We start from the raw sequence: 20,139 nt of genomic DNA on the forward strand, positions 1-20,139 counted from the left end.
TTGAGCTAGACGCGCAACATGTTTCGCACGTGACCGGTTTCGTTGATCGACCCGACCCTGCGGCTTCCATTACGGGAAACAAGAATTCGCGTCACGGAGACGTACTCGATCGGGAAGGTCAACGGACGCTGCAGCCCGAGTAGTTCCTGCAAAACGATGTTGACGACGCCGCCGTGGCAGAAGATCGCGACGGTGGCGTCGTTGTCGGTTGCCGCGACTATCTCGTCGATCGCACCGAGTACGCGCTCACGAAAAGCGTCGCCGTCCACCGACTCGGGTAGCCAGCCGGCCTTGATGCGCGCATACGTTTCCGGTGCGCGTTCCAAGACCTCGTGCATCGGGATGTAGTGCGGTTGCTCGTAGTCGTATTCCGCCAGACCCTCGAGCTGGGTGACTGGAAGATCCAACACCTCCGATACCGGGGCCGCGGTCTCGAGCGCACGCTTCTGCGGGCTGCTGAAGAGCCCGGTGATCCGGTACGGCGCCAGTGCTGCGGGCAGCCGTAGTGCCTGAGCGTGGCCTTCGTCGGTCAGCGAGGGATCGGCGCGGCCTTCGGTGACCTCGGCCAGTTCGGGGAGCGCGTGTCGGATCAGAAGTAGTTGCACCTACGTCACCTTGCCATGTAGAGATCGAACGCCACCACGAGGTTTCGGCCGTCGCGTTTTGCCTGGTACATCGCGTTGTCGGCGATGTCGAGCAGAGTCTCCATGCCCGGCATCGCACGATCGACCCAGGCGACGCCGATACTGACCGTTCCCGCGAAACCGCGAATGGATCGCGCGTGAGCCTCCTGGGTCTGCCGAATCCGCTCCGCGAGCTGGATGGCTTCCTCGAAGGTGCAGTCGCCTATCGCGACGGCAAATTCTTCACCACCCAGTCGACCGGACAGTCCCAGTCCTTCGGTAGTGGCGAGGAGGGTGTTTCCGAATTGTTCGAGGACCGAATCGCCGGTGAGATGACCGAGGTTGTCGTTGATGGATTTGAAGTGGTCGAGATCGAGCATCATGACGGCGATCGGTCGTTGCGCCGCGTGCTGGGCGTCGAGGAGTTCCTGCGATTGGGTCCAGAACGCGTGGCGACTCAGCGTTCCGGTCAAAGCGTCGCATTCGGCGATTCGTTGGAGTTCTCGCTCAGCGCGTCGCTGTGCGCCCGTCGCGACGGCCACGGCGATGGGGGAGAGTGCCATCAAGATGACGGAGATTCTGGTGGTCACGCCTTCGCTCAGCAGGTGAATCGGATCTGCCAGTGCCAGTCGCCCCTTGCCCGCCATGACCAGTGCCCAGGCACTCCATCCGGCTGCCAGTAGCGAAGTGCTGAACAGTGAGACGCGCATCGCGCACCACAGGAGCGCCGGCATCGGGAGCAGTAGCGCAAGAGCACCCTGCACCTCCAAGGCGAACGGCAGACAGACCAGGAGTGCGGCTAGCGGCGCAAGGATCTGTGTGAGCCGCCTCACGCGCAGACTCTGCCGCACAGACGGCCCGAAGGTTCTACGAATGTGTTCGAGCGTCGGTGCCGACAGAACGATCGGCAGCACGATCAGATACGTACACAGGTCGGCGAAGAACCACCCCACCAATTCCGTTGCCGCACCGCTTCCTTCGTGGAGTTGAGTGCGGAGTGCGCTGGCGGACCCGGCCGTCAGAGATGCCAGAACCGAAACGAGAAAGACTCTGGTGGTGTACTTCGCTTCGGAGACTCGCTGTGGAAAGCAGCCGAGCAAGTTCGCGGCGATCAATCCCGTCGTGACTCCGATCAGGTTGATCGCATTCAGTTCGAAGGCCCGCTGCACGGGGCTTCCGGTCGCAAGATCCGCTGTCATCAGCGCGGCGCCGCCGACAGCCAGTCCGATCGGCGCAAACGAGCGAGGGTTACGAAGGAGAATGCCCAGAAGGATCGCGTTGGCGGGCCAGAAGGTCGAGAGAAACCCGGGCGGACGGGCGGCGATGCCCGCCAGGGCGACAACGAGGATCGCCACGAAAATCAGGCACGAGCGCACCTGACGTGTCGAACGGTCCATGGTCAGCCTGTCGTAGAAAGCAGAAGCTGTCCGAGACTAGCAATGATCCGGCTACTGTCCGAGTTGTAACTTTAGGTGTCACTCTCGACGGTTCGGCTGCGTGAGGCGCCGGATCAATTCCGCCAACTCCTCGGGCTGATCGATCATGGCGTGGTGATGCGCCGGGCGTAGTACGTGAAAGCTTCCGCCGAGGTAGGTGGCGAGTTTCTGCTGTTTCGCCATCCAGGCGATGGACCAGGGGGTGGTGTGGCCCGTGTGCGCGGCGACGACGCTACGGTCGATGTCGGGTAGGGGGTGCGTGCTCGACCGTCGTAAAGCGGTGAGCTCCAACGCCATATCGGTGTATGCGACGTATTCGACCATCGCCGCTTCCAGATAATGAGGCTCGCGGTAGATCTTCCGGACCCATTCGAGCGTCGCGTCCGAGGAGCCGCTCGGCGGCACGGACTGGTTGAGGATCTTGCGCGTCGTGGTGCCGAGGAGACGTTGCAGCCCGGTGGTGCTGAACGAGGCCGCGGCGGCCCGGGAGGCGATCAGCAGTAGGTCGCGGGGGAAAAGACGTTTCGGTTCTTTCTCGGCACTGGAATCGAGGAGGAGCATTCCCGCCGCGCGATCGGGGAAGAGGCGTGCAAAGCCTTCGACGTAGAAGCCGGCGATGGAGTGGCCGACCACCACCGCCGGCCCCGCCAACCCCAGAGCGTCGAGAACATCGAGGATCCGCTGAGCTTCACCGCGCACGGTCGGCACTTCGGAAGTCGGCTCACTGAGTCCGAAACCCGGGCGATCGAACCGGACGACGGTGTGGTCCGACTGGAGATGACGTGCGCAGTCATCCCAGTCGAACCAGTTGCCTGCCAGCCCGCCGCACAGGACGACGACGGGGCCGTCGCCTTCGGCCAGAACATGCAGCCGGTTCTCGCCGACCTGCAAGATTTCGCCCGGTGGTTTCACGTGGAACAATTCCGGCACGCGAGAATCCGGACTACTGACGCGGTTTCGCGAGGGGGAAGGCCAGCGTCTCGCGGATGCTGCCACCCGTGATCAGCATGACGATTCGGTCGACGCCCATCCCGAGACCACCCGTCGGCGGCATCGCGTGTTCGAGGGCTTGGAGGAAGTCCTCGTCCAATTCCATCGCTTCTGGGTCGCCGCCGGCCGCGAGCATCGACTGCTCGGTGAGCCGGTTGCGTTGATCCACGGGGTCCGTCAGCTCGCTGTACGCGGTTCCGAGTTCGACGCCCCACGCCACCAGGTCCCACTTCTCGGCGACGCCGGGGATGCTGCGGTGCGGCCGGGTGAGCGGCGACATCGAGGTGGGGAAGTTGGTGTAGAACGTCGGGAACTCGGTGTAGTCCTCGACCAGGTGCTCGTACATTTCCTGCGCAATGGCGCCGGTATCCCAGCTGGACTGGTACGGAATCTCGTTGGCGTCGCACAGCTTCTGCAGGTCTTCGAGATTCGTCTCGGGGGAGACGTCGACGCCAAGTTTTTCGGCGACGGCGCCGTGCATCGTTTTCACCGGCCACTCGCCGGAGATGTCGACCTCGACCAGTTCGCCGTCCGGGCCGGGTCGCATGATGATCTCGCGACCGAACGCTGCGACGGCCGCCGCCTGGATCAGCTCGCGGCACATCCGCATCATGCCCTCGTAGTCACTGTGCGCCTCGTACGCCTCGAGGATCGTGAACTCGGGATTGTGTTTGAAGTCGACGCCCTCGTTGCGGAACACGCGGCCGATCTCGAACACCTTTTCCATACCCGCGACGCACAAACGCTTCAGGTACAGCTCGGGTGCGATGCGGAGATAGAGGTCGAGGTTGTACGCGTTGATGTGTGTCAGGAACGGTGCGGCGTTCGCGCCGCCGTGCACCTGCTGCAGGATCGGCGTCTCGACTTCGAGGTATCCGCGACCACCGAGTGAATCGCGCAGCGACTTCACGACGGCGCTTCGGGCCTCGAGCAGTTCGCGGGCCTTCGGGTTGAGAGCGATGTCGAGGTATCGCTGGCGGACACGGGTCTCGGGATCCGAGAGGCCCTTCCACTTGTCCGGCAGCGGGTGCAGGCACTTGCCGTTCATGCGCCATTCGGCGGCGATGAGCGATAGTTCGCCCTTGCGGCTGCGGCCGATGGTTCCGCTGACCTCGATAAGGTCACCGAGATCGAACTCGGCGGCGAACTCCGCCAATTTCTCGCGGCCGACGTTGTCCTGGTCGACCAGGACCTGAATGTCGCCGGACCAATCGCGCACGTCCGTGAACACCACTCCGCCGTAGTCGCGGACCCGCAGGAGGCGTCCCGCGATTCGCACGCGGGTGCCCTCCGGTGACTTCGCTGCCGCCGCGATCGTGTGCGTCGGCGGATAGGCGACGGGGTACGCGGCGATTCCTTCGTCGGCCAGTTGCGCGAGCTTGTTCATGCGCACCCGAACCTGCTCGGGTCGACGCGGGCCGTTGGTCGTGAACGACGGCGCCGAGTCCGGCGGACTGCCGTCGGCGTGCAGTCCTTCGGACGTCACCAGAGCGGCGGGCACCGCCACATGCGTGCCGGTGTGTTTGACGACCTGGCTCGACTTGCGCCCGAAACTGGGCAGCACCACAAAGCCTTCGGCGATGGCCGACGCGAATCCGACGCGCGGCAGTTCGCGGTTGTCTTCGAAGCAGAGGAAGCGTGGCTCCCAATCAGGCTGGTACTTCACATTCGAGCGGTACAGGGCTTCGAGCTGCCACCAGCGCGAGAAGAAGACGAGCACCGAGCGCCAAATGCGGAGGATCGGGCCGGCGCCGATGCGCGAACCTTCCTCGAATACCGAGCGGAACACGGCGAAGTTGAGCGAGACCCGTACGACCCCGATCTCGTCCGAACGTGTGGCCAACTCCGCGACCATCAGTTCGACGACTCCGTTGGGCGCAGTCGGCTTGCGGCGCATCAGGTCGAGCGACACGCCGTTCGGACCCCACGGCACGAGCGAGAGCATGCCGACGACGCTTTCGTCCTCGGTGCCTTCACCCATGACGGCCTCGACGAGGAGGCAGTCGCCGTCGAGGTGATCGCCCAATCGGCCGAGCGCCATGGAGAAGCCGCGCTCGGTGTCGGTGTCGCGCCAGTCGTCGGCGCGGATGATGACGGCCGCCATGTCCTCGGGCGGGATGTCGCGATGGCGTCGCATCCGGACGGTGACGCCGTGGCGTCTCACACGGGTGACGGCCTGACGGACCGGACGCATATCGCGTCCGTTGAGATTGAACTCGCGGGTACGCAGGATCGCTTCGTCGCCGAGTTGCAGGACGCTCAAGCCCGCCTTCTTGTACGCCGTCGCTCCGGTTTCGCTGGCGCCCATGACGGCCGTCGCCCAGCCGTACTGCGACGCGAGTCCCTGCCAGGCTTCGATGGCGTGCGGCCAGGCTTCGGGATCGCCGATCGGGTCACCACTGGCGAGGCAGACGCCGATTTCGACGCGATACGTGATCGCGGCCTTGCCGCTCGGCGCGAAGATGACCGCCTTGTCGCGTCGGGTGGCGAAGTAGGCGAGTGAGTCGTCGGCGCCGAAGTTCTGGATCAGCCCGCGGATCGCGGACTCGTCGTTTCCGGTGAGGGCGTTGTTGGAGCGTTGGGCGCGGAAGAGCGTCATGACGGCGGCGAGTAGTGCGATGGCGCCGAGGAGACCGAGGATCGTGTTGACGAAGACGCGTGGATGACCGTCGAACACCTCGTTGTCGACCGAAGCCGCGGCGGTGACGCGGTTCAGTGCCCACAGGAATCGTTGGTTCTGCGGCAGGTCACCTGGGAAGAGTTCGACCAGGCCCCAACCGATCACGGTCGCTACAGCCATGCCGCCGATCAGCACGCCGAGAGCTTTCCAGCCGGCGCCGCGTCGTACGCGTGTGTAGAACTCGGGCCTCGCGGCGATCAGGATTCCGATCACGATCAGCAGAACGACAACGGCCACGGCGTTGTTCGGGTTCTTGTCGACGATCGCTGAGGCGATGTTGGTGAGGGTGATCAGTGACAGGTAGATCGTCAACAGCCACCAGGCGATGCGCTTGCGGCTCGCGAGGGCCGCGGCGAGCAGGGCGACGACGAGCGCCCACGACAGGCTCGTATCCGGTGCGTCGAAGTAGTAATTGTCGATGTATTCGCGCGGAACCCGAACGATGTGACGCAGTACCGGCGAGATGCTCCACAGGAACACCAGTACCGAGAAGACTCCGAGGATCAGTCCCGAGATATGGGGAACCTGGCTGAACCGCCCTTTGCGGAATCGACGCGCCTGGCGCGGATTTTCGGGTGGCGATTCCACCAACTCTGCAGTGGTGTCCGATACCTCGGTCAATGGTGCCATCGAGCTTCCTCTCCTACCGGTCGATCAGATCCTCACGCTAAGTGTGGTCTGTCGTGTCCAGTTTTGTGGGAGGAGGAAGATGATTGACATGACCGACAACATTCCAGCAGTACCCATCCGCGACGAAATGATTCGGCTCGGTCAGTTTCTCAAGCTCGCGAACCTCATCGAATCGGGCGCGGAGGCCAAGGAAGTGATCGCCGACGGCATGGTGTCGGTCAACGGTGAGGTCGAAGATCGCCGTGGCCGTCAGCTTCGTGACGGCGATGTCGTCGAGATCGGCGGGATGGCCGCCAAAGTGGAAGCCCCCGCCTGATCCCGCGATTTCTGACTAGCTTTCGCGAACGACGACGCCGTCCTGGTCGCTGTAGACGATCTCGCCGGGGTTGAAGGTGACGCCGCCGATTTCGATCGGCACGTTCTTCTCACCCGAACCGGTCTGAGTGCTCTTTCGCGGGTTAGTACCCAAAGCCTTGACGCCGATGTCGAGGGTGCGCAGGATCGCCGAGTCGCGGACAGCTCCGTTGACGATGACGCCGGCCCAGCCGTTGTCGACGCCGCGGCCGGCGATGATGTCGCCGACCAGCGCGGTGTGGATGCTCGCGTCGCCGTCGACGACGAGGACTCCGCCGTTGCCCGGTTCGCTGAGCGTCTGCTTCACGAGCAGGTTGTCCTGGAAGCACTTGATGGTGGTGATGGGGCCGGCAAAGACCTCACGTCCACCGAACTGGGTGAACTGCGTGTCGCAGCTGCGGATGTCGGGTCCGATCTCGTCGGCAAGGTCAGCGGTCGCTACAGGCTCGGTCATGCCCCACAGGATAGTCGGCAGCGAGCCGACCACGGGTTCCCAGACCTATGCCGCATCCGGTAGACATCGACGGTGGACACATCGCGCTGGTACCGATCGTTCGCGGAAGTGGAGGCTCGAGGGAACTCAGCGACCTACGAGGAATGGGGCCTCGGCGTATCGGAGGATCCAGCAGTCCTCGCTCTGATCGATCGACTTCCAGAACCCCGCAGGCAACCCAACCTGATATTCGGGGCGAGCCGTCACCTCGGTGCCCCGGTCGCGCCGTATGCGTCGTTTCGCCGGTGGCTGAGGGAGAACTGGTCCGAGGTGGAACAACTCGCGCGGATCCGGACTACGCAGACCAATGAAGCCGGCCGCGCCGCCGTCCTGGTTCCCGTCCTCGGATTGTTGAAAGGGCCGCTCTCACTTATCGAAGTCGGTGCCTCGGCGGGCCTGTGCCTCTATCCGGACCGCTACAGCTATCTCTATGGCAGGGAAAGGTACCTGCATCCAGTAGAAGGTCCGTCCACTGTGTTGCTCAAGTGCGCGACGACTGGCAATCCGCCGATTCCGGAGAAAGTCCCAGACGTGGTCTACCGGGCGGGTATCGACCTCAATCCACTCGATGTAAGCGATACCGACGACATGGGATGGTTGGAGAGTCTTGTGTGGCCGGAACAGGACCATCGCCGTCAGCGATTGCGCCACGCTGCTGCCCTCGCGCGTGCGGATCCGCCTCGTCTGGTTCGCGGAGATCTCACGTCGGCTGTTGCCGCTCTCGTCGAGCGTGCGCCACTCGACACCACGATCGTCGTCTTTCACAGCGCAGTCCTCAACTATCTGATCCCCACTGCCAGAATGGAATTCACAGAAGTTGTTCGCGCTTTGCCATGTCACTGGATCGCCAACGAAGGTATTGGAGTTCTGTCTGAAGTCGACGCCAAGCTGACCGTGGCACCCGAGGAATGTCGCGGCAAATTTGTTGTCTCTCTTGACGGCACACCCCAGGGACTAGCCGGTGGCCATGGGCAGTTCCTCGACTGGGTAGGCCAAACCAGTACGGCGCCAGTGGATTAGCAACCGGGGAGTATGCCGTTCAGCACTATGTCGGCGAGTGAGTCGGCGAACGGCCCCGGGTCTGGGACGTCCCGAACCGACATCGCGAAGATGGCCGCGCCCGCCATGATGTCGAGAAGAGCGTCGGCGTCGACACCGCTTCGGATGTCGCCGCGCTCCCTCGCCGCTTCCAGTCGACGGTTCAGTTCGACGCGGACTCCGGCCAGTTGCCGCACCACCAGAACCTCACGCAATTCCGCGTTTGTTCGCACCTCGCTCATCAGCCCGGGTGCAGCGGCTCGCGTGGCAGGAGCTGCGAACAGTGCAACCGCGCCGTGCACCAGCGCGCGGATCTGATCCGCGATCGTGCCTTCGGTGCCGAGTTCGGTGTCGATGTCCGCGCCCTGTTCGACGTCGAGCACCGGATAGATCGCGTCGTTGACGATGTGCGCCTTCGACGGCCACCGACGGTAGATCGCCGGGCGCCCCACTCCCGCACGGGTGGCGATGGCGTCGATGGACGTGCCTGCATACCCCTTTTCTTCCAGCAGTTGCCTGGTCGCGTCCAGTACTGCGCCGTCGATCGCAGGGTTTCGCTGCGGGCCCAGGCGGTGCTGAGTTTCGGAATCTTTGGACATTTTGGGCAAATCCCTTGCGGTATCGCTGTGATGGCCGTTACATTCTGTCACGGCTTTAGTCGATACATATTGTATCGACTATCGGCACGTGCGCATCGGCGCCACCGAACCACGAGGAGTGGTGATGAACCTTCGAACCGAAACAGAAACCTCAGGCGAAGATCCCGACTACGCCGAATTCGCCAGACCCGGCGAATCCCGCAACGACCCGGCCGAAATGCGGCGCAGCCTCGAAGGCTGGCTCGCGACCGTGCTGTGGCGAGGCTCGAAACCCTCCGTGACCTCGGTCGAGATACCGGCCGCGAACGGCATGTCCAACGAAACTGTGCTTTTCGACGCGACGTGGATCGAGGACGGGATTCGAGCCGAGCATCGCCTGGTCGCCCGCATCGCCCCGCGAGACAGTGCGGTACCGATCTTCCCGACGTACAACCTGGACCAGCAGTTTCGGGTCATGAGCGCCGTCGCAGCTCACACGTCGGTGCCAGTTCCGCGGGTGTACTGGTCCGAGAGCAACCCGGACGCGCTCGGCGGCGAGTTCTTCGTGATGGAACGGCGTGACGGCGAAATCCCGCCGGACGTCATGCCGTACACGTTCGGATCCTGGCTCTCGGAGGCTTCAGTCGACGACTGTTCTCGACTCCAGCAGTCATCGGTCCGGGTGCTCACGGAGTTGCACGCTATGGCCGATCCACACCTGGCTCTCCCCGAACTGTGCCGCGACGGTGCCGAACCGACTGGGGCAGAAGCACTTCGCACGCACCTCGAGGAACAGCGACGCTATTACGAGTGGGCAACAGCCGACGGCCCAGGATCTCCGTTGATCGAGCGTGGTTTCGACTGGATCGAAGCGAACTTCCCCACCGATGCCGGTTCCGCAGTGCTGTGCTGGGGAGACTCGCGGATCGGAAACGTCATCTACCGCGACTTCGAGCCGGCGGCGGTCCTCGACTGGGAGATGGCTGCACTGGGGCCGCGTGAGCTGGACCTCGGCTGGATGATCTTCCAGCACAGGTTCTTCGAGGATCTCGCTGCCATGGCAGGCCTCCCCGGAATGCCGGACTTCCTGCGTCGCGAGGACGTGGCAGACGCCTACCGCTCGCTGTCCGGCCACCAGGTATCGGATCTCGATTTCTACATCGTGTACGCCGCGTTGCGGCATGCGGTGATCATGTTCCGAGTCCAAAGCCGCGCAGTGGCTTTCGGTCAGGCCGAATTCCCCGACAACCCGGACGAGATGATCCTGCACCACAAGACACTCGAAGCCATGCTCGACGGCACTTATTGGGAATTGCTCGCTACAGCCCCGGTTACAACAGGAGATGCACGATGACACTGTCCCCGCTCGACGACTACCCCGTACATCAGATCGCCGAGACCATCCGCCACGTGGGCACCTCGGATCGAAACTTCTACGACCGCTACTACTTCAACTGCCATGCAGGAGTCGACGGCGACACCGAGCCGCTATTTCTCATCATCGGTCTCGGCCAGTACCCCAATCTCGGTGTGTGCGATGGCTTTGCGGTTCTTCGGCGCGGCGAAGACCACATAGTCTTCCGGGCATCCCGAGCCTTGGGCGACGACCGAATGGACCTGTCAGTAGGCCCGTTGAGGATTGAGATCATCGAGGGTCTGCACCGTCTGCGGGTGATGTTGGACCCGAGTCCCGAAGCGCCGGACCTGAGCTTCGACCTCACATTCGAGTCCGACGGCCCCGCCAATCTCGAGGCCAGGCATTTTCACCGTCAGCTGGAACGAGTCACCTTCGACACTCAACGATTCGTGCAGACCGGAACATGGTCCGGATCCCTGACCGTCGACGGCGACGTCATCCCGGTCACCCCGGAGACGTGGCGGGGTAATCGCGACCGATCCTGGGGTGTTCGACCGGTCGGCGAAGCGGAACCTCCTGGACGCAAGGCGGATCCGTCGATCGCCGGTAGTCAGAACTTCTTCTGGATCTACTCGATCATGCAATTCGGGGACTTCACCGTCGTCACGGTCGTTCAAGAAGATCAGCAGGGACGCCGAATCCTCGAGGATGCGACACGCGTCTGGGCGGACCGTTCGCGGGAGCCGGAGTGGTTGGGTCGACCCGACCACCAACTCACCTTCATTTCCGGTACCCGCGAGGTGAAGAGCGGAACTCTGTACTTCCGGCGCCCCGGTGCACCAGGCGAATCCGACCACCTCCTGGAGATCACCTGCGAACCAATACTGCCCAATTACATCGGTGTCGGCACGGGCTACGGACTCGAGCAGGATTGGCGCCACGGGATGTGGCAGGGCGAACTGGTGGTTCAAGGCCTGCGAGAGAAGGTTTCGGACATCGAACCGTGGAAGAAGATGCTGTGCCCAGTCGACAATTTGGCCCGGTTCACCCTCGTCGAGGACGGCGTAACGCGCACCGGGACAGGCCTGTTCGAGGTAGCAGTGATCGGACCTCACCAGCGATACGGATTCACCGGAATCGGTGACGTCGCACCGTAACCACAGCTCACCAAACCACAAAGAGAGGTACTGCCGCATGTCCACACGATCACGAATGTTGTTCGCTCGCACTGCGAAGGCCGCCGCCCTTGTTGTCGCCGGAGGTCTGTTGTTTGCCGCTCCCGCCACGGCCATCCCGCTCGACCTGGGTTCTCTGAACACGGGATCGCTCGGATCGGTCGATCTCGGCTCGCTCGATCCTGTGCTCGCGCCGACACCGAACTTGGCCTCCGTGGCCAATTTTCGCGACATCGCCGGTAACGACGGTAAGGGATACGCCACCGTCGACGGCTCACGCCTCAAGCGCGGTGTCATCTACCGGTCCAATGCGCTGACCGCGACCAGCGACGCAGACAAGACGACGCTCGCCGGCCTCGGACTTGCCGACGCCTATGACCTGCGCGGCGCAACCGAGATCTCCAACCCGTTCATCGGTGGCGCGGACAAGCTCCCGGACGGCGTTTCGTACACGAATATCCCGATCGAGTTCAAGGATCTCACCCAGCTCGCGACAACGATCAAGTCGCCGGAGGAGGCCAAGCAGTTCTTGGTCGATACCAACCGTAGTTTTGTCACCGATCCCGTGCGCCGGGCCGGCTTCAAGCAGGTTCTTTCGGACATCGCTGCGAGTGACGGTGTGCAGTTGTTCCATTGCACCTCGGGTAAGGACCGCACGGGTTGGACCGCGATGTTGCTGCAGTCCATCGCCGGTGTTCCCGCACAGACGATCATGGAGGACTATCTGTTGAGCAACACCTACCTTCAGGCGACCAACGAGAAGATCCTTGCGCAGATCTCTCAGGCCCTGAGCCCGCAGGTAGCGACCAATCTCGAGCCGGCCCTCGGTGTCGATGCGTCGTACTTGGAAGCTGGACTCGCGCAGATAGTCAGCGATTACGGAACCGTCGACGGTTATCTCACCGAAGGTCTCGGACTCACTCCGGACACGATCGTGCTTCTGAAGGCCAAGCTGGTCGGCTAGTTTCACGCTGTTAAAACGCTTGAACGAACGTGTACCAGTCGCCGTCGAACTCCTGGTAACCGATCTCGCCGACGCGGCGGGGCTTGCCGAGATATGGTGCGCCGTCAGGTAAGTACGCCAATCCGATCGAATCGATCAGACCGCCCTCGATGTGGAAGCGGCACCCGTTGCCGACGGGCCAGATCTGTAAGACCCGATAGACGCCAATTGTTTGGTTGTCCATCGACTTCTGGCAATCCGCGGCGACTGCTTCGAGGGAATCTTTCGACAATGCAAACGCAACATGCGAAGGGACGGACAACGTCACGAGCGCGCCGGTGACGAGGACTATCACCGGCGCGATTGTGCTCAAACGCAGTGTCTTGTACTTCATCCAACCAATCAGGCTGAGTATCAACCACACTCCACCCAAACCGAGCAATACTGAGGTGGCGAGCGCAAAGAACGGAAAGTACACAACCGGCGGCATGAAGGACCACACGATGACCCCGCACGTGAGGGCGACAAGCACTGCGGTGACAATCGCTGTCACCTTCCACCAAGATGCCGGGCCTCCACCGTCGGTCATCGGATCGCCGCTAGTCATCGGATAACCCTTGCACAACGCAGTAACTGCGGAGCTGCAATGAATGGAATTGTTCCACTGATATACGGCGGAGTCGTCGTGCGTAGATCCGAGAATTGAACATTTCCGGCGCCGGCCAGTCCTCTATCGCCTGAGGGTATGGTCGGATTGTGAACCAGGATCTGATCATTCGCCGCTACCAGCCCTCGGATGAGGACGTGGTCGTCGACCTGTGGTCTCGTGCAGCCCGCGGAGCCCACCCGTTCCTTGCGGGTGAGGGGACCGGTGAACGGGAGCAGAAGATGCGAGAGGTTTATCTGATTCAGGCCGACAATTGGGTGGCTGAACACAAGTCCGAAGTCGTTGGCCTGTTGGGAATGATCGGCTCCGAAATCGGGGGACTGTTCGTCGCGCCGTCATCACAAGGGTTGGGTGTCGGGCGGGCGTTGGTCGAACACGCTTCCACCATGCACGGCGAGGTGACACTCGAGGTTTACACCCTCAACGATCGCGCCCGCAGGTTCTATGAGCTGATGGAGTTCGAAGAAGAGGGGCGTCGACTCGACGCCGAGACGAACCACGAATTGATCACCCTGCGTCGCACGGGTCGAGACTCATCCTTCGCGCCGGCATGAGAGATACGGATCAGCCCAGCACGGGCCTGACATTGTGCACCGATCTGACGGCTACCGATTGGCTGGTCGATCAGGATTTGCCTTGGTATCAATTGGCAGGGCGCGGCCCGATCGGATTTCCGAAGTATGCGCGCTTGCGGTTCATCCCCGATCCGAGCTTTCCCGGTCAGAAATCCAATGATGTCGATTTCGATCAAACCGGGCCGGAAGAGAAAGTGCTGATCGGCTATGCCCTGGATGTGTTGTCCAGTTACACAACCACACCTGACGAGTGCTATTTCTGTATGTGGACCGGGTGGGAGTCGGCGGTCGGTGATGACGTTCCGCGGTTCGAGATCCCCAATCGCGACTACTGGCTCTTTCGTGGAACGCTTGCCGACTACGCCGATTGGAGCGTGGAAAACTCAGCTCGTTGGCCGTGGGGTTCTTCCCCTGATCCGGCCTTCATCTGGCCGGCTGATCATGCCTGGTGCATTACCAATGATGTCGATCCACATTTCGCGATCATCGCCGCCCCCGAGGAAGCGATCACACGAATTGTGGCCGATACGCGGATCGACGCCGTGCTCGACGACCCGGATATCGTCCCGCCGTACTGGTACTGACGCCAGATCGCTGACAGTTGTCGAGTTCTGTCAGCAGGGTGTCCTAGCGCGATTACGCTTTGGCCTGCTGGTCTGCCTGGAGGTGCTTGACCGGACATCCGGCGGGGAAGGTGCCGAGGTCTTCGACCTTGTATCCGCTCGGGTAGCTGCGGATGTTGGGCAGCTCGCGGGCGAATTTCCGCTTCGTGCGTACCGGGAAGAAGCGCAGCAGACGCGCACGGACCTTCAGCGCACCGCGTGAGACGACGCGCATCGCAGTGCTCGGGTGCTTGTAGTGGAAGGCGTCGAGTAGGTGATCGTCCATGAGGGCGAACGCGAATCCCTTGACCAGAGCCTTCGGCGCCAGGTTGTTGGGCGGGAAGGTGCACATCAGGTCGAGGGTGGAATCAGCGACGGCCCGGGCGCCGGGATCGAATGAAAAGTGTTCGCGCTCATAGTCGTCGAGAAGTTTGACGAATCCTGCGTAGGTGTCAGGAGTGTCTTTGATGTTCATGTACCTGCCCAAGTGGCGGTAATAGTTCGTCGACCCGACGATCTCGTTCTCGGTCATTTTTCGCCAGCCGTACTCGTCGAGCCATCTGACCGGCGTGACGACGAAGGTGGCCAGGACGTAGAGCATGTCGTCGTTGGAGATGTCGTACGAGCCGTGCATCTGATTCATTCGACGGACGCTCTTGCGGCCTTCGGTGCTGCTGAGGCCGTGCTCGAGGATGGCGTCGAGGATCAGGCTGGTGTCGTCGTAGCGTTTCTGAACCTTGTCGGTGAACTCGCCCGTGGAGAAAAGGAGCTTGCCGATGGAGGGGACTGCGTACGTACGAAACAGCGCGAAGCTGAGCGCTTGATTGATGTCCCAGGGAAACTCCTGCGCCGCGAGGATGCGCGACATCTCTTCGTAATCGGTTTCGGGATCGAGTCGATCCGTGCGACTGCGGAGGTCGTAGCGCTTCATCTGAACACTCCCTGAGACTGGTCTGCGCGCGGCAGAGGTAGGTGTGAGCTGCACCACCGACTGTAGTTCTGACAACACGCGTTGTCTAGGGGGTGTGAATAGTCGTCTTTCCTTCGTTTCGGGCGTTGTACCAGGGGTATCCGGAAAGTGTTGTCGACCCGAGGAGCAGCTATGAGCGTCACACGCACGGCCGGGGTTTTTGCGGCCATCGGACTACCGATTGCCGCGAGCGTCATGTTCGCCGGAGTCGCCTCGGCTGATCCGCCCCATCCTTTCGGCGGCGCCGCCGTCACCATCGGGTGTCCGAATCAGGGGTCGCTGGCTTCGTTGACCGGTCTCACCGGCCAGTCCGGACCAGAGGCCAATCCGCCCATTGCCAAGGGCGACATTCGCTTCGATTCGTTCCCGGCAGCTGCGCCTATCCCGGCGGCCGGTCAGGTCACTGTTGCGTGGGTTAACACAGACACCGGCAAGTCCGGAATCGTCGACCTGGTAGGGACGTACCCGTATCTGTCCGCGACGGTGAATACCGGCGTCGGCAATGTCGTTGCGACGGCGTTCGGTTCGATCAACTGGGGCAGTAGTCCGATCTGCCAGTCGAATCCGACTATCGGCAGGTTCATAGCCTGATCGTCACAGCCCGAACAGGCAAGGGTTGGCGGTATCGCGTGATTATCTGTCATCTCGGAGATACCGCCGTGCCCGTCCCATCCCATATTCTGAAACATGTTAGGTGAAGGCATATTTCAGGGATGGAAAAGGTGGCGACGTGGACGGGTCGAGCGCGCGTCAGTTGATGAGCCAGATGCTCGTCGAGAAACGAAACAGTCTTGCGCCCGAAAAGGTCGGCATGCGCTGCGAGGGTTCTCGCCGCATGCACGGCCTCAGTCGGCGTGATGTCGCACAGATCGCCGACATCAGTTTCAATCACTATCAGCGGCTGGAACAGGGTACGTCCGTTGGTGTTTCGGCTCCGGTCATCGTACGTATCTGCGACGCCTTGTTGATGGAAGACGACGAGAAGGCGCGCATGCTGGCGTTGCACCAGGCATGGGCGCGCCCTCGTCGACCTCGGTCCGGACCTCAGGCCGCCGGTGAAATCTCCGGTAGGCAGCGGGCCAGTTCGTCCGGCGTGTAGAAGAAACTCCCGGCGCTCGCCGGAGCGCACGGGGCCGCAAATGCTGTCTCGCGCTCGTTGTAGGGCATTCGGACCACGCGCTTACCGTCCGGTCCGCCGAACACGTCCCACTGCACGTTGGCGGCCATCGGGCTGACATTCGCTCCGCGCCAGAGATTGTTCGCGTAGGTGTAGAGATCGCCCTCGGCTTGTGAGACGGTGATTCCCGGTAATTTCAAGAGCGCCGCGAAGGGGATGATCGTTTCTGCGTGTGCAAACCGGAAGTCCGCTCCCGGGACGGCGGCGTCGCCGGTGCAACATCGCCGGCGACGGCTGGAAACGCACCGGTCAGGCCCTGAGCGAAGTTCTCAGCGCTGTCCACAGCACGGTCGACACCCGACGAGGTCAACGTGATGGCTCCCTGTTGCGCTGCGATGGCGTCGAACAGTTGGGGGAGGCGTTCGGTGACCCGCGCCCTGAGCTGCCGGTGTTCGGTGACCCCGAGCCCGCTGAGGTTGCCGTATCCGAGCTTTTTGTTGGCGGCCATGAGATCACGAAGCGCCGGACCGAACTCCTTGCCGACGGGAGTCAATGCGTTCTCGGCTTCTGCGATTTCCCACAGCTGCAGACTCAGGTCGTCGTACTTCAGGCTCGACAGCGCCCGGGAACCTTGGCGTGCAACGCTTTCCGTGTACACCGGGGAGTATCCCGTCGGGGGGCCTGATAGTCGGCGACGCGTTGGCCGGGGGAGTGCGGCGTCTTGGACGTGAAGCCGCCGTCGGTCGACGCCGGAGTCTCGGCCGGGCCGGAACTCGAATCAGCGTCGAGCGAGCCCAAGGGTGACGCCGTGGCGATGGACTGAGCGCCACAGGTGACAAGCACGAGTCCGAGCGCGCCGGCAGCCGCCAGCAAACCGAAGCGTGAGCTTCGCATGGTGTGTGAGTCCTCTGCGTCGGTGCCGAGGTGGCACGACGGAAGGAAAGTTAGAACAGCTAAGCGTCCGAATTGCACCTATTTGCCTTTGCCCATGTGTGGATGGACGCGGGGTTACAAGTTTCGGATCCGAGGAGCTCAGGAAGGTTTGGCAGCAATCCCGATCGACACGGACAGCGACAACGCGATGAGTGTCATGGCCAGCCACTGGTAGCTCTTGGGCGTCGGCTGCTTCTTACGTCCGAACTTGCTCACTGATGTCTCCCGTTTCTCCGTGGGTACTCAGCACATATTACTGTTCCATTACCCCGATGGCGCGGTCGACCGGGAACTGTGCGCGATCAGACAGCAGGCGGACCGAAAGAGGCCCGCCTGCCGTTGTCGATCAGGAGGTCGTGCGCAATTCCCGTCGCAGGATCTTGCCGGTGACGGTCTTGGGCAGTTCCTCCACGAGCACCACGGATCGTGGGTATTTGTACGCCGCCATCCGTTGCTTGCAGTGATCGATCAGTTCGTCCGGCGTCACCGAGGCCTCCGCGACGAGGCTGACGAACGCCTTCACGGTCTCACCGCGGTATTCGTCGGCGATCCCGACGACGGCCGCCTCCCGGACTGCGGGGTGCTCGGCAAGGACGTCCTCGACCTCGCGTGGCCACACCTTGTAGCCGGACGCGATGATCATGTCCTTCTTACGGTCGACGACGTAGAACCAACCCGCTTCGTCCATGAACCCAACGTCGCCGGTGTGGAACCACCCGTCGCGAATGGCCGACGCACTCTCCTCCGGCTTGTTCCAGTAACCGCGCACAACCTGTGGACCACGGACGACCAGTTCGCCGATCTCTCCGATCGGCAGGACCGCACCGCCCTCGTCTTCGATGCGGACGACGGTGTTCGGCACCGGAACGCCGACGGACAGTGCGCCGGACGTGGGATCGACCGGAGTATCCGCGCCGACGGGAACGGCATGGGTCGGCGACGTCGTCTCGGTCAGCCCGTAGATGTTGTGCAGCGCAGCACCGGTCATGGCTCGGACGGCCTCAGCGGCTGTCGGCGAGATGGGTGCGCCGCCGGAATACAGCAACCGCATGGAGGTGAAGTCTTCCGGCGCGCAACCCGGAGTGTTGAGCAGTGCGGTGAACGCGGTGATCGCGCCGACTGTGAATGTCGGGCGGTGCTCACGAATCGCGTCGAGCATTACCTCGGGCTGGAAGCGGTAGGCCAGCACCAGCGGCATTCTCGCCAGCACCGACACCGCGATGTGACCGATCAACCCAGTGATGTGGAAGAGCGGTGCGACGCCGAGAACCGTGTCTTTCGGGGTGAGCCCTAGCCAGTCACGGTAGACCTGGGCGTTGAAAGTCATGTTCGCATGAGAGGTCATCGCTCCCTTCGGCGGACCTGTGGTTCCCGACGTATATGTCAGTACCGCAATGTCTTCCGGTGCAGCGTCGGTAGTGATCGGATCGCCGAGACGATGCTCGTCGATCAGTGTCGCGAGATCGTCGGTACCGAGATCCTTCTTCACGATTCCGTCGAAAATCCTCGGATCGTTGCGACTTTGGTACTCGAGTTCCGAGGTGGTGATGACTCGCCTGACCGGCGAGTCGGCGACGACATTGCGGCCGACGGACTCGTAGAGCCCCTCGAGAGCGATCAGAACCGCTGCTCCGGAATCTTCGAGTTGGTATCCCAGTTCTCGTTCACGGCTCATGGGATTGATCGAGACTGCGACGCCGCCGGCTTTCCAGATCCCGGCGAGGGCGAGTACGAATTGCGGAACGTTCTGCAGGAAGAGCGCGACACGGTCTCCCTTCGCCAGGCCACCTGCTCGGAGTGCGCGGGCCAGGGCGTCACTCTGCTGATCCAGTTCGGCGAAACTGAGTTGACCGTCGAAGTACTTCACGGCCGTGGCGTCCGGATCAAAGCGAACCGTGGCCGCCAACATTTCGAGCATTGTGGGATGTTCGACGTCGATGTCGGGGGGAACGTCGTTGCGGTACAACGCCAACCAAGGGCGATCTTCGTATGTCATTTGATGGCAACCGGATTCACGGGAGAGCCGCTGGCCTTGGCAACCTTGAGCGGTGCGGCGACGTACAAGAACGTGTATTGGCCGTCGGATGCGCAGTCTGCAGCCAGCTTCTCCAGATCGCAGATCTCGGTGAAAACCACGCCGAGATTGCGCATCAATGCGTTGTGGAGAACCAGTGCCACACCGTTTTCGGGGTCGGTGGTGACCTCGTTGGCAATGGTGTCGGTGACCAGGTTCGGAATCTCCATGTCTTGGAACCACTGGACGAGTTCGGGGCTGTAGATCAAGCCGGGCTCGCAGAAGCCCTCGTAGAAGGCTTCGCCCTGGTCGAAGAACAGCTTGAGGAAGTTGGTACGTATGACGAGGATGTCACGCTTCTCGATAGTCACGCCCTGCGACTTTGCGCACGCCAAAAGGTCATGGTGCGTGAAGGTTTCGGCCTTGTCGAGGTTTTCCTTGCCGCGGAACTTCGCCATGTCGAGCAGTACCGCCCGCCCGACGACGCCGCGGTCGGCAATCGGTTCGACGCTGGCCTTCTCCAGGCCGCCGACAGTGGTATCAGCCGAGTATCCGTTCCACAGGGCACCGTCGTACCAGACGTGGCCGAGTGCGTCGTACTGCGTCGAGCCCTGCAGGAACGCATCGATCTTGTCGTCCGCGTAATGCAGACCGCCGGGGAAGTTGGGGGCGTCGTCGCCGTCCCAGCTGCTCTCGTCGAAGATCTGTGTGCGCTCGGCGGGGCTGCGTCCCGGCCACACCGGATCACCCTTGGGATCGCCGATAAGACGTTGGAGTGTGAACACGGAACCCTGCTTGATGGTTCCGACGCCACGAAGAACCTGTCCGGCGTCGAGGTAGTTCAGTGAACCGACCTCGTCGGACTCTCCCCACTTGCCCCAGTTGCTGGGTGCGTCGCGCAGGAGTTCTCCAAGATATGGCGCCTCGGTCATGGTGATTCGATCCTCTCGCTACCGACACCGAA

The 20,139-nt window shown here is 62.3% G+C and carries 21 protein-coding genes; 9 read left to right on the forward strand and 12 right to left on the reverse strand.

Features of this window, described 5'->3' with window-relative positions:
- Positions 1-5: 5 nt before the first annotated feature.
- From ACSW29_RS01950 to lysX, 4 genes are all read right to left on the reverse strand, one after another.
- A complete protein-coding gene (locus tag ACSW29_RS01950) occupies positions 6-605 on the reverse strand; it encodes a histidine phosphatase family protein (RefSeq protein WP_448276246.1) in 600 nt (199 codons plus the stop codon).
- Positions 606-610: 5 nt separating this feature from the next.
- Positions 611-2,020 (reverse strand): GGDEF domain-containing protein, encoded by a 1,410-nt coding sequence (locus ACSW29_RS01955; protein WP_230816148.1) that lies wholly within the window; start codon positions 2,018-2,020, stop codon positions 611-613.
- Between the two features lie 78 nt (positions 2,021-2,098).
- Positions 2,099-2,989 (reverse strand): alpha/beta fold hydrolase, encoded by an 891-nt coding sequence (locus ACSW29_RS01960; RefSeq protein ID WP_448276247.1) that lies wholly within the window; start codon positions 2,987-2,989, stop codon positions 2,099-2,101.
- 13 nt (positions 2,990-3,002) lie between these two features.
- Positions 3,003-6,359, reverse strand: a complete 3,357-nt coding sequence (lysX, locus tag ACSW29_RS01965; RefSeq protein ID WP_448276248.1) for a bifunctional lysylphosphatidylglycerol synthetase/lysine--tRNA ligase LysX — start codon at positions 6,357-6,359, stop codon at positions 3,003-3,005.
- A gap of 88 nt (positions 6,360-6,447) precedes the next feature.
- Between lysX and ACSW29_RS01970 the strand changes: the two genes are divergently transcribed.
- Positions 6,448-6,675 carry an RNA-binding S4 domain-containing protein gene (locus ACSW29_RS01970; protein ID WP_003943569.1) on the forward strand — a complete coding sequence of 76 codons (228 nt, stop codon included), beginning with the start codon at positions 6,448-6,450 and terminating at the stop codon, positions 6,673-6,675.
- A gap of 15 nt (positions 6,676-6,690) precedes the next feature.
- On the opposite strand, the gene rraA is transcribed toward ACSW29_RS01970, so the two are convergent.
- On the reverse strand, positions 6,691-7,167 hold the full coding sequence (gene rraA / locus ACSW29_RS01975) for a ribonuclease E activity regulator RraA (RefSeq protein WP_003943552.1): 477 nt from the start codon (positions 7,165-7,167) through the stop codon (positions 6,691-6,693).
- Positions 7,168-7,239: 72 nt separating this feature from the next.
- Here rraA and ACSW29_RS01980 point away from each other — a divergent pair, with 72 nt between their 5' ends.
- Positions 7,240-8,226, forward strand: a complete 987-nt coding sequence (locus ACSW29_RS01980) for a DUF2332 domain-containing protein (RefSeq protein ID WP_448276249.1) — start codon at positions 7,240-7,242, stop codon at positions 8,224-8,226.
- Here the strand turns inward: ACSW29_RS01980 and ACSW29_RS01985 are convergent.
- Positions 8,223-8,843: a TetR/AcrR family transcriptional regulator gene (locus ACSW29_RS01985; protein ID WP_448276250.1), complete on the reverse strand. Its 621-nt coding sequence runs from the start codon at positions 8,841-8,843 to the stop codon at positions 8,223-8,225. The genes ACSW29_RS01980 and ACSW29_RS01985 overlap by 4 nt on opposite strands.
- 124 nt (positions 8,844-8,967) lie before the next feature.
- On the opposite strand from ACSW29_RS01985, the gene ACSW29_RS01990 reads away from it, so the two are divergent.
- Genes ACSW29_RS01990 through ACSW29_RS02000 form a run of 3 tightly spaced genes read left to right on the forward strand, consistent with a single transcriptional unit; the run spans position 8,968 to position 12,318 of the window.
- Complete coding sequence (locus tag ACSW29_RS01990; protein ID WP_448276251.1) at positions 8,968-10,176, forward strand: phosphotransferase family protein; 1,209 nt, start codon at positions 8,968-8,970, stop codon at positions 10,174-10,176.
- Complete coding sequence (locus tag ACSW29_RS01995; RefSeq protein ID WP_448276252.1) at positions 10,173-11,336, forward strand: hypothetical protein; 1,164 nt, start codon at positions 10,173-10,175, stop codon at positions 11,334-11,336. The genes ACSW29_RS01990 and ACSW29_RS01995 overlap by 4 nt, the downstream gene beginning before the upstream one ends.
- A 37-nt stretch (positions 11,337-11,373) precedes the next feature.
- Complete coding sequence (locus tag ACSW29_RS02000) at positions 11,374-12,318, forward strand: tyrosine-protein phosphatase (protein WP_448276254.1); 945 nt, start codon at positions 11,374-11,376, stop codon at positions 12,316-12,318.
- A gap of 10 nt (positions 12,319-12,328) precedes the next feature.
- Here ACSW29_RS02000 and ACSW29_RS02005 read toward each other — a convergent pair whose 3' ends face one another.
- On the reverse strand, positions 12,329-12,904 hold the full coding sequence (locus ACSW29_RS02005; protein ID WP_448276256.1) for a hypothetical protein: 576 nt from the start codon (positions 12,902-12,904) through the stop codon (positions 12,329-12,331).
- A 149-nt stretch (positions 12,905-13,053) separates the two neighbouring features.
- Here ACSW29_RS02005 and ACSW29_RS02010 point away from each other — a divergent pair, with 149 nt between their 5' ends.
- Both ACSW29_RS02010 and ACSW29_RS02015 read left to right on the forward strand, forming a co-directional pair.
- Entirely contained in the window at positions 13,054-13,518 is a 465-nt protein-coding gene (locus ACSW29_RS02010; protein ID WP_448276258.1) for a GNAT family N-acetyltransferase, read from the forward strand.
- Positions 13,515-14,123, forward strand: coding sequence for a hypothetical protein (locus tag ACSW29_RS02015; protein WP_230816137.1), 609 nt, complete (start codon positions 13,515-13,517; stop codon positions 14,121-14,123). The genes ACSW29_RS02010 and ACSW29_RS02015 overlap by 4 nt, the downstream gene beginning before the upstream one ends.
- A gap of 52 nt (positions 14,124-14,175) precedes the next feature.
- Here ACSW29_RS02015 and ACSW29_RS02020 read toward each other — a convergent pair whose 3' ends face one another.
- Entirely contained in the window at positions 14,176-15,072 is an 897-nt protein-coding gene (locus ACSW29_RS02020; protein WP_317826751.1) for an oxygenase MpaB family protein, read from the reverse strand.
- A gap of 171 nt (positions 15,073-15,243) precedes the next feature.
- Between ACSW29_RS02020 and ACSW29_RS02025 the strand changes: the two genes are divergently transcribed.
- Together ACSW29_RS02025 and ACSW29_RS02030 are read left to right on the forward strand one after the other, a co-directional pair.
- Positions 15,244-15,702 (forward strand): hypothetical protein, encoded by a 459-nt coding sequence (locus ACSW29_RS02025; RefSeq protein ID WP_230816135.1) that lies wholly within the window; start codon positions 15,244-15,246, stop codon positions 15,700-15,702.
- Positions 15,703-15,841: 139 nt separating this feature from the next.
- On the forward strand, positions 15,842-16,210 hold the full coding sequence (locus ACSW29_RS02030; protein WP_317826750.1) for a helix-turn-helix domain-containing protein: 369 nt from the start codon (positions 15,842-15,844) through the stop codon (positions 16,208-16,210).
- On the opposite strand, the gene ACSW29_RS02035 is transcribed toward ACSW29_RS02030, so the two are convergent.
- The 4 genes from ACSW29_RS02035 to ACSW29_RS02050 form a co-directional block, all read right to left on the reverse strand.
- A complete protein-coding gene (locus ACSW29_RS02035; protein WP_448276262.1) occupies positions 16,156-16,428 on the reverse strand; it encodes a hypothetical protein in 273 nt (90 codons plus the stop codon). The two genes, ACSW29_RS02030 and ACSW29_RS02035, sit on opposite strands and share 55 nt — an antisense overlap.
- Complete coding sequence (locus tag ACSW29_RS02040) at positions 16,425-16,886, reverse strand: histidine-type phosphatase (RefSeq protein ID WP_448276264.1); 462 nt, start codon at positions 16,884-16,886, stop codon at positions 16,425-16,427. The genes ACSW29_RS02035 and ACSW29_RS02040 overlap by 4 nt, the downstream gene beginning before the upstream one ends.
- Positions 16,887-17,507: 621 nt before the next feature.
- Positions 17,508-19,157: a class I adenylate-forming enzyme family protein gene (locus ACSW29_RS02045; RefSeq protein ID WP_317826747.1), complete on the reverse strand. Its 1,650-nt coding sequence runs from the start codon at positions 19,155-19,157 to the stop codon at positions 17,508-17,510.
- Entirely contained in the window at positions 19,154-20,107 is a 954-nt protein-coding gene (locus tag ACSW29_RS02050; protein ID WP_230816131.1) for a cyclase family protein, read from the reverse strand. Before ACSW29_RS02050 ends, ACSW29_RS02045 begins: the two co-directional genes overlap by 4 nt.
- Positions 20,108-20,139: the final 32 nt, after the last annotated feature.

Source organism: Rhodococcus sp. GB-02 (genome assembly GCF_053470465.1).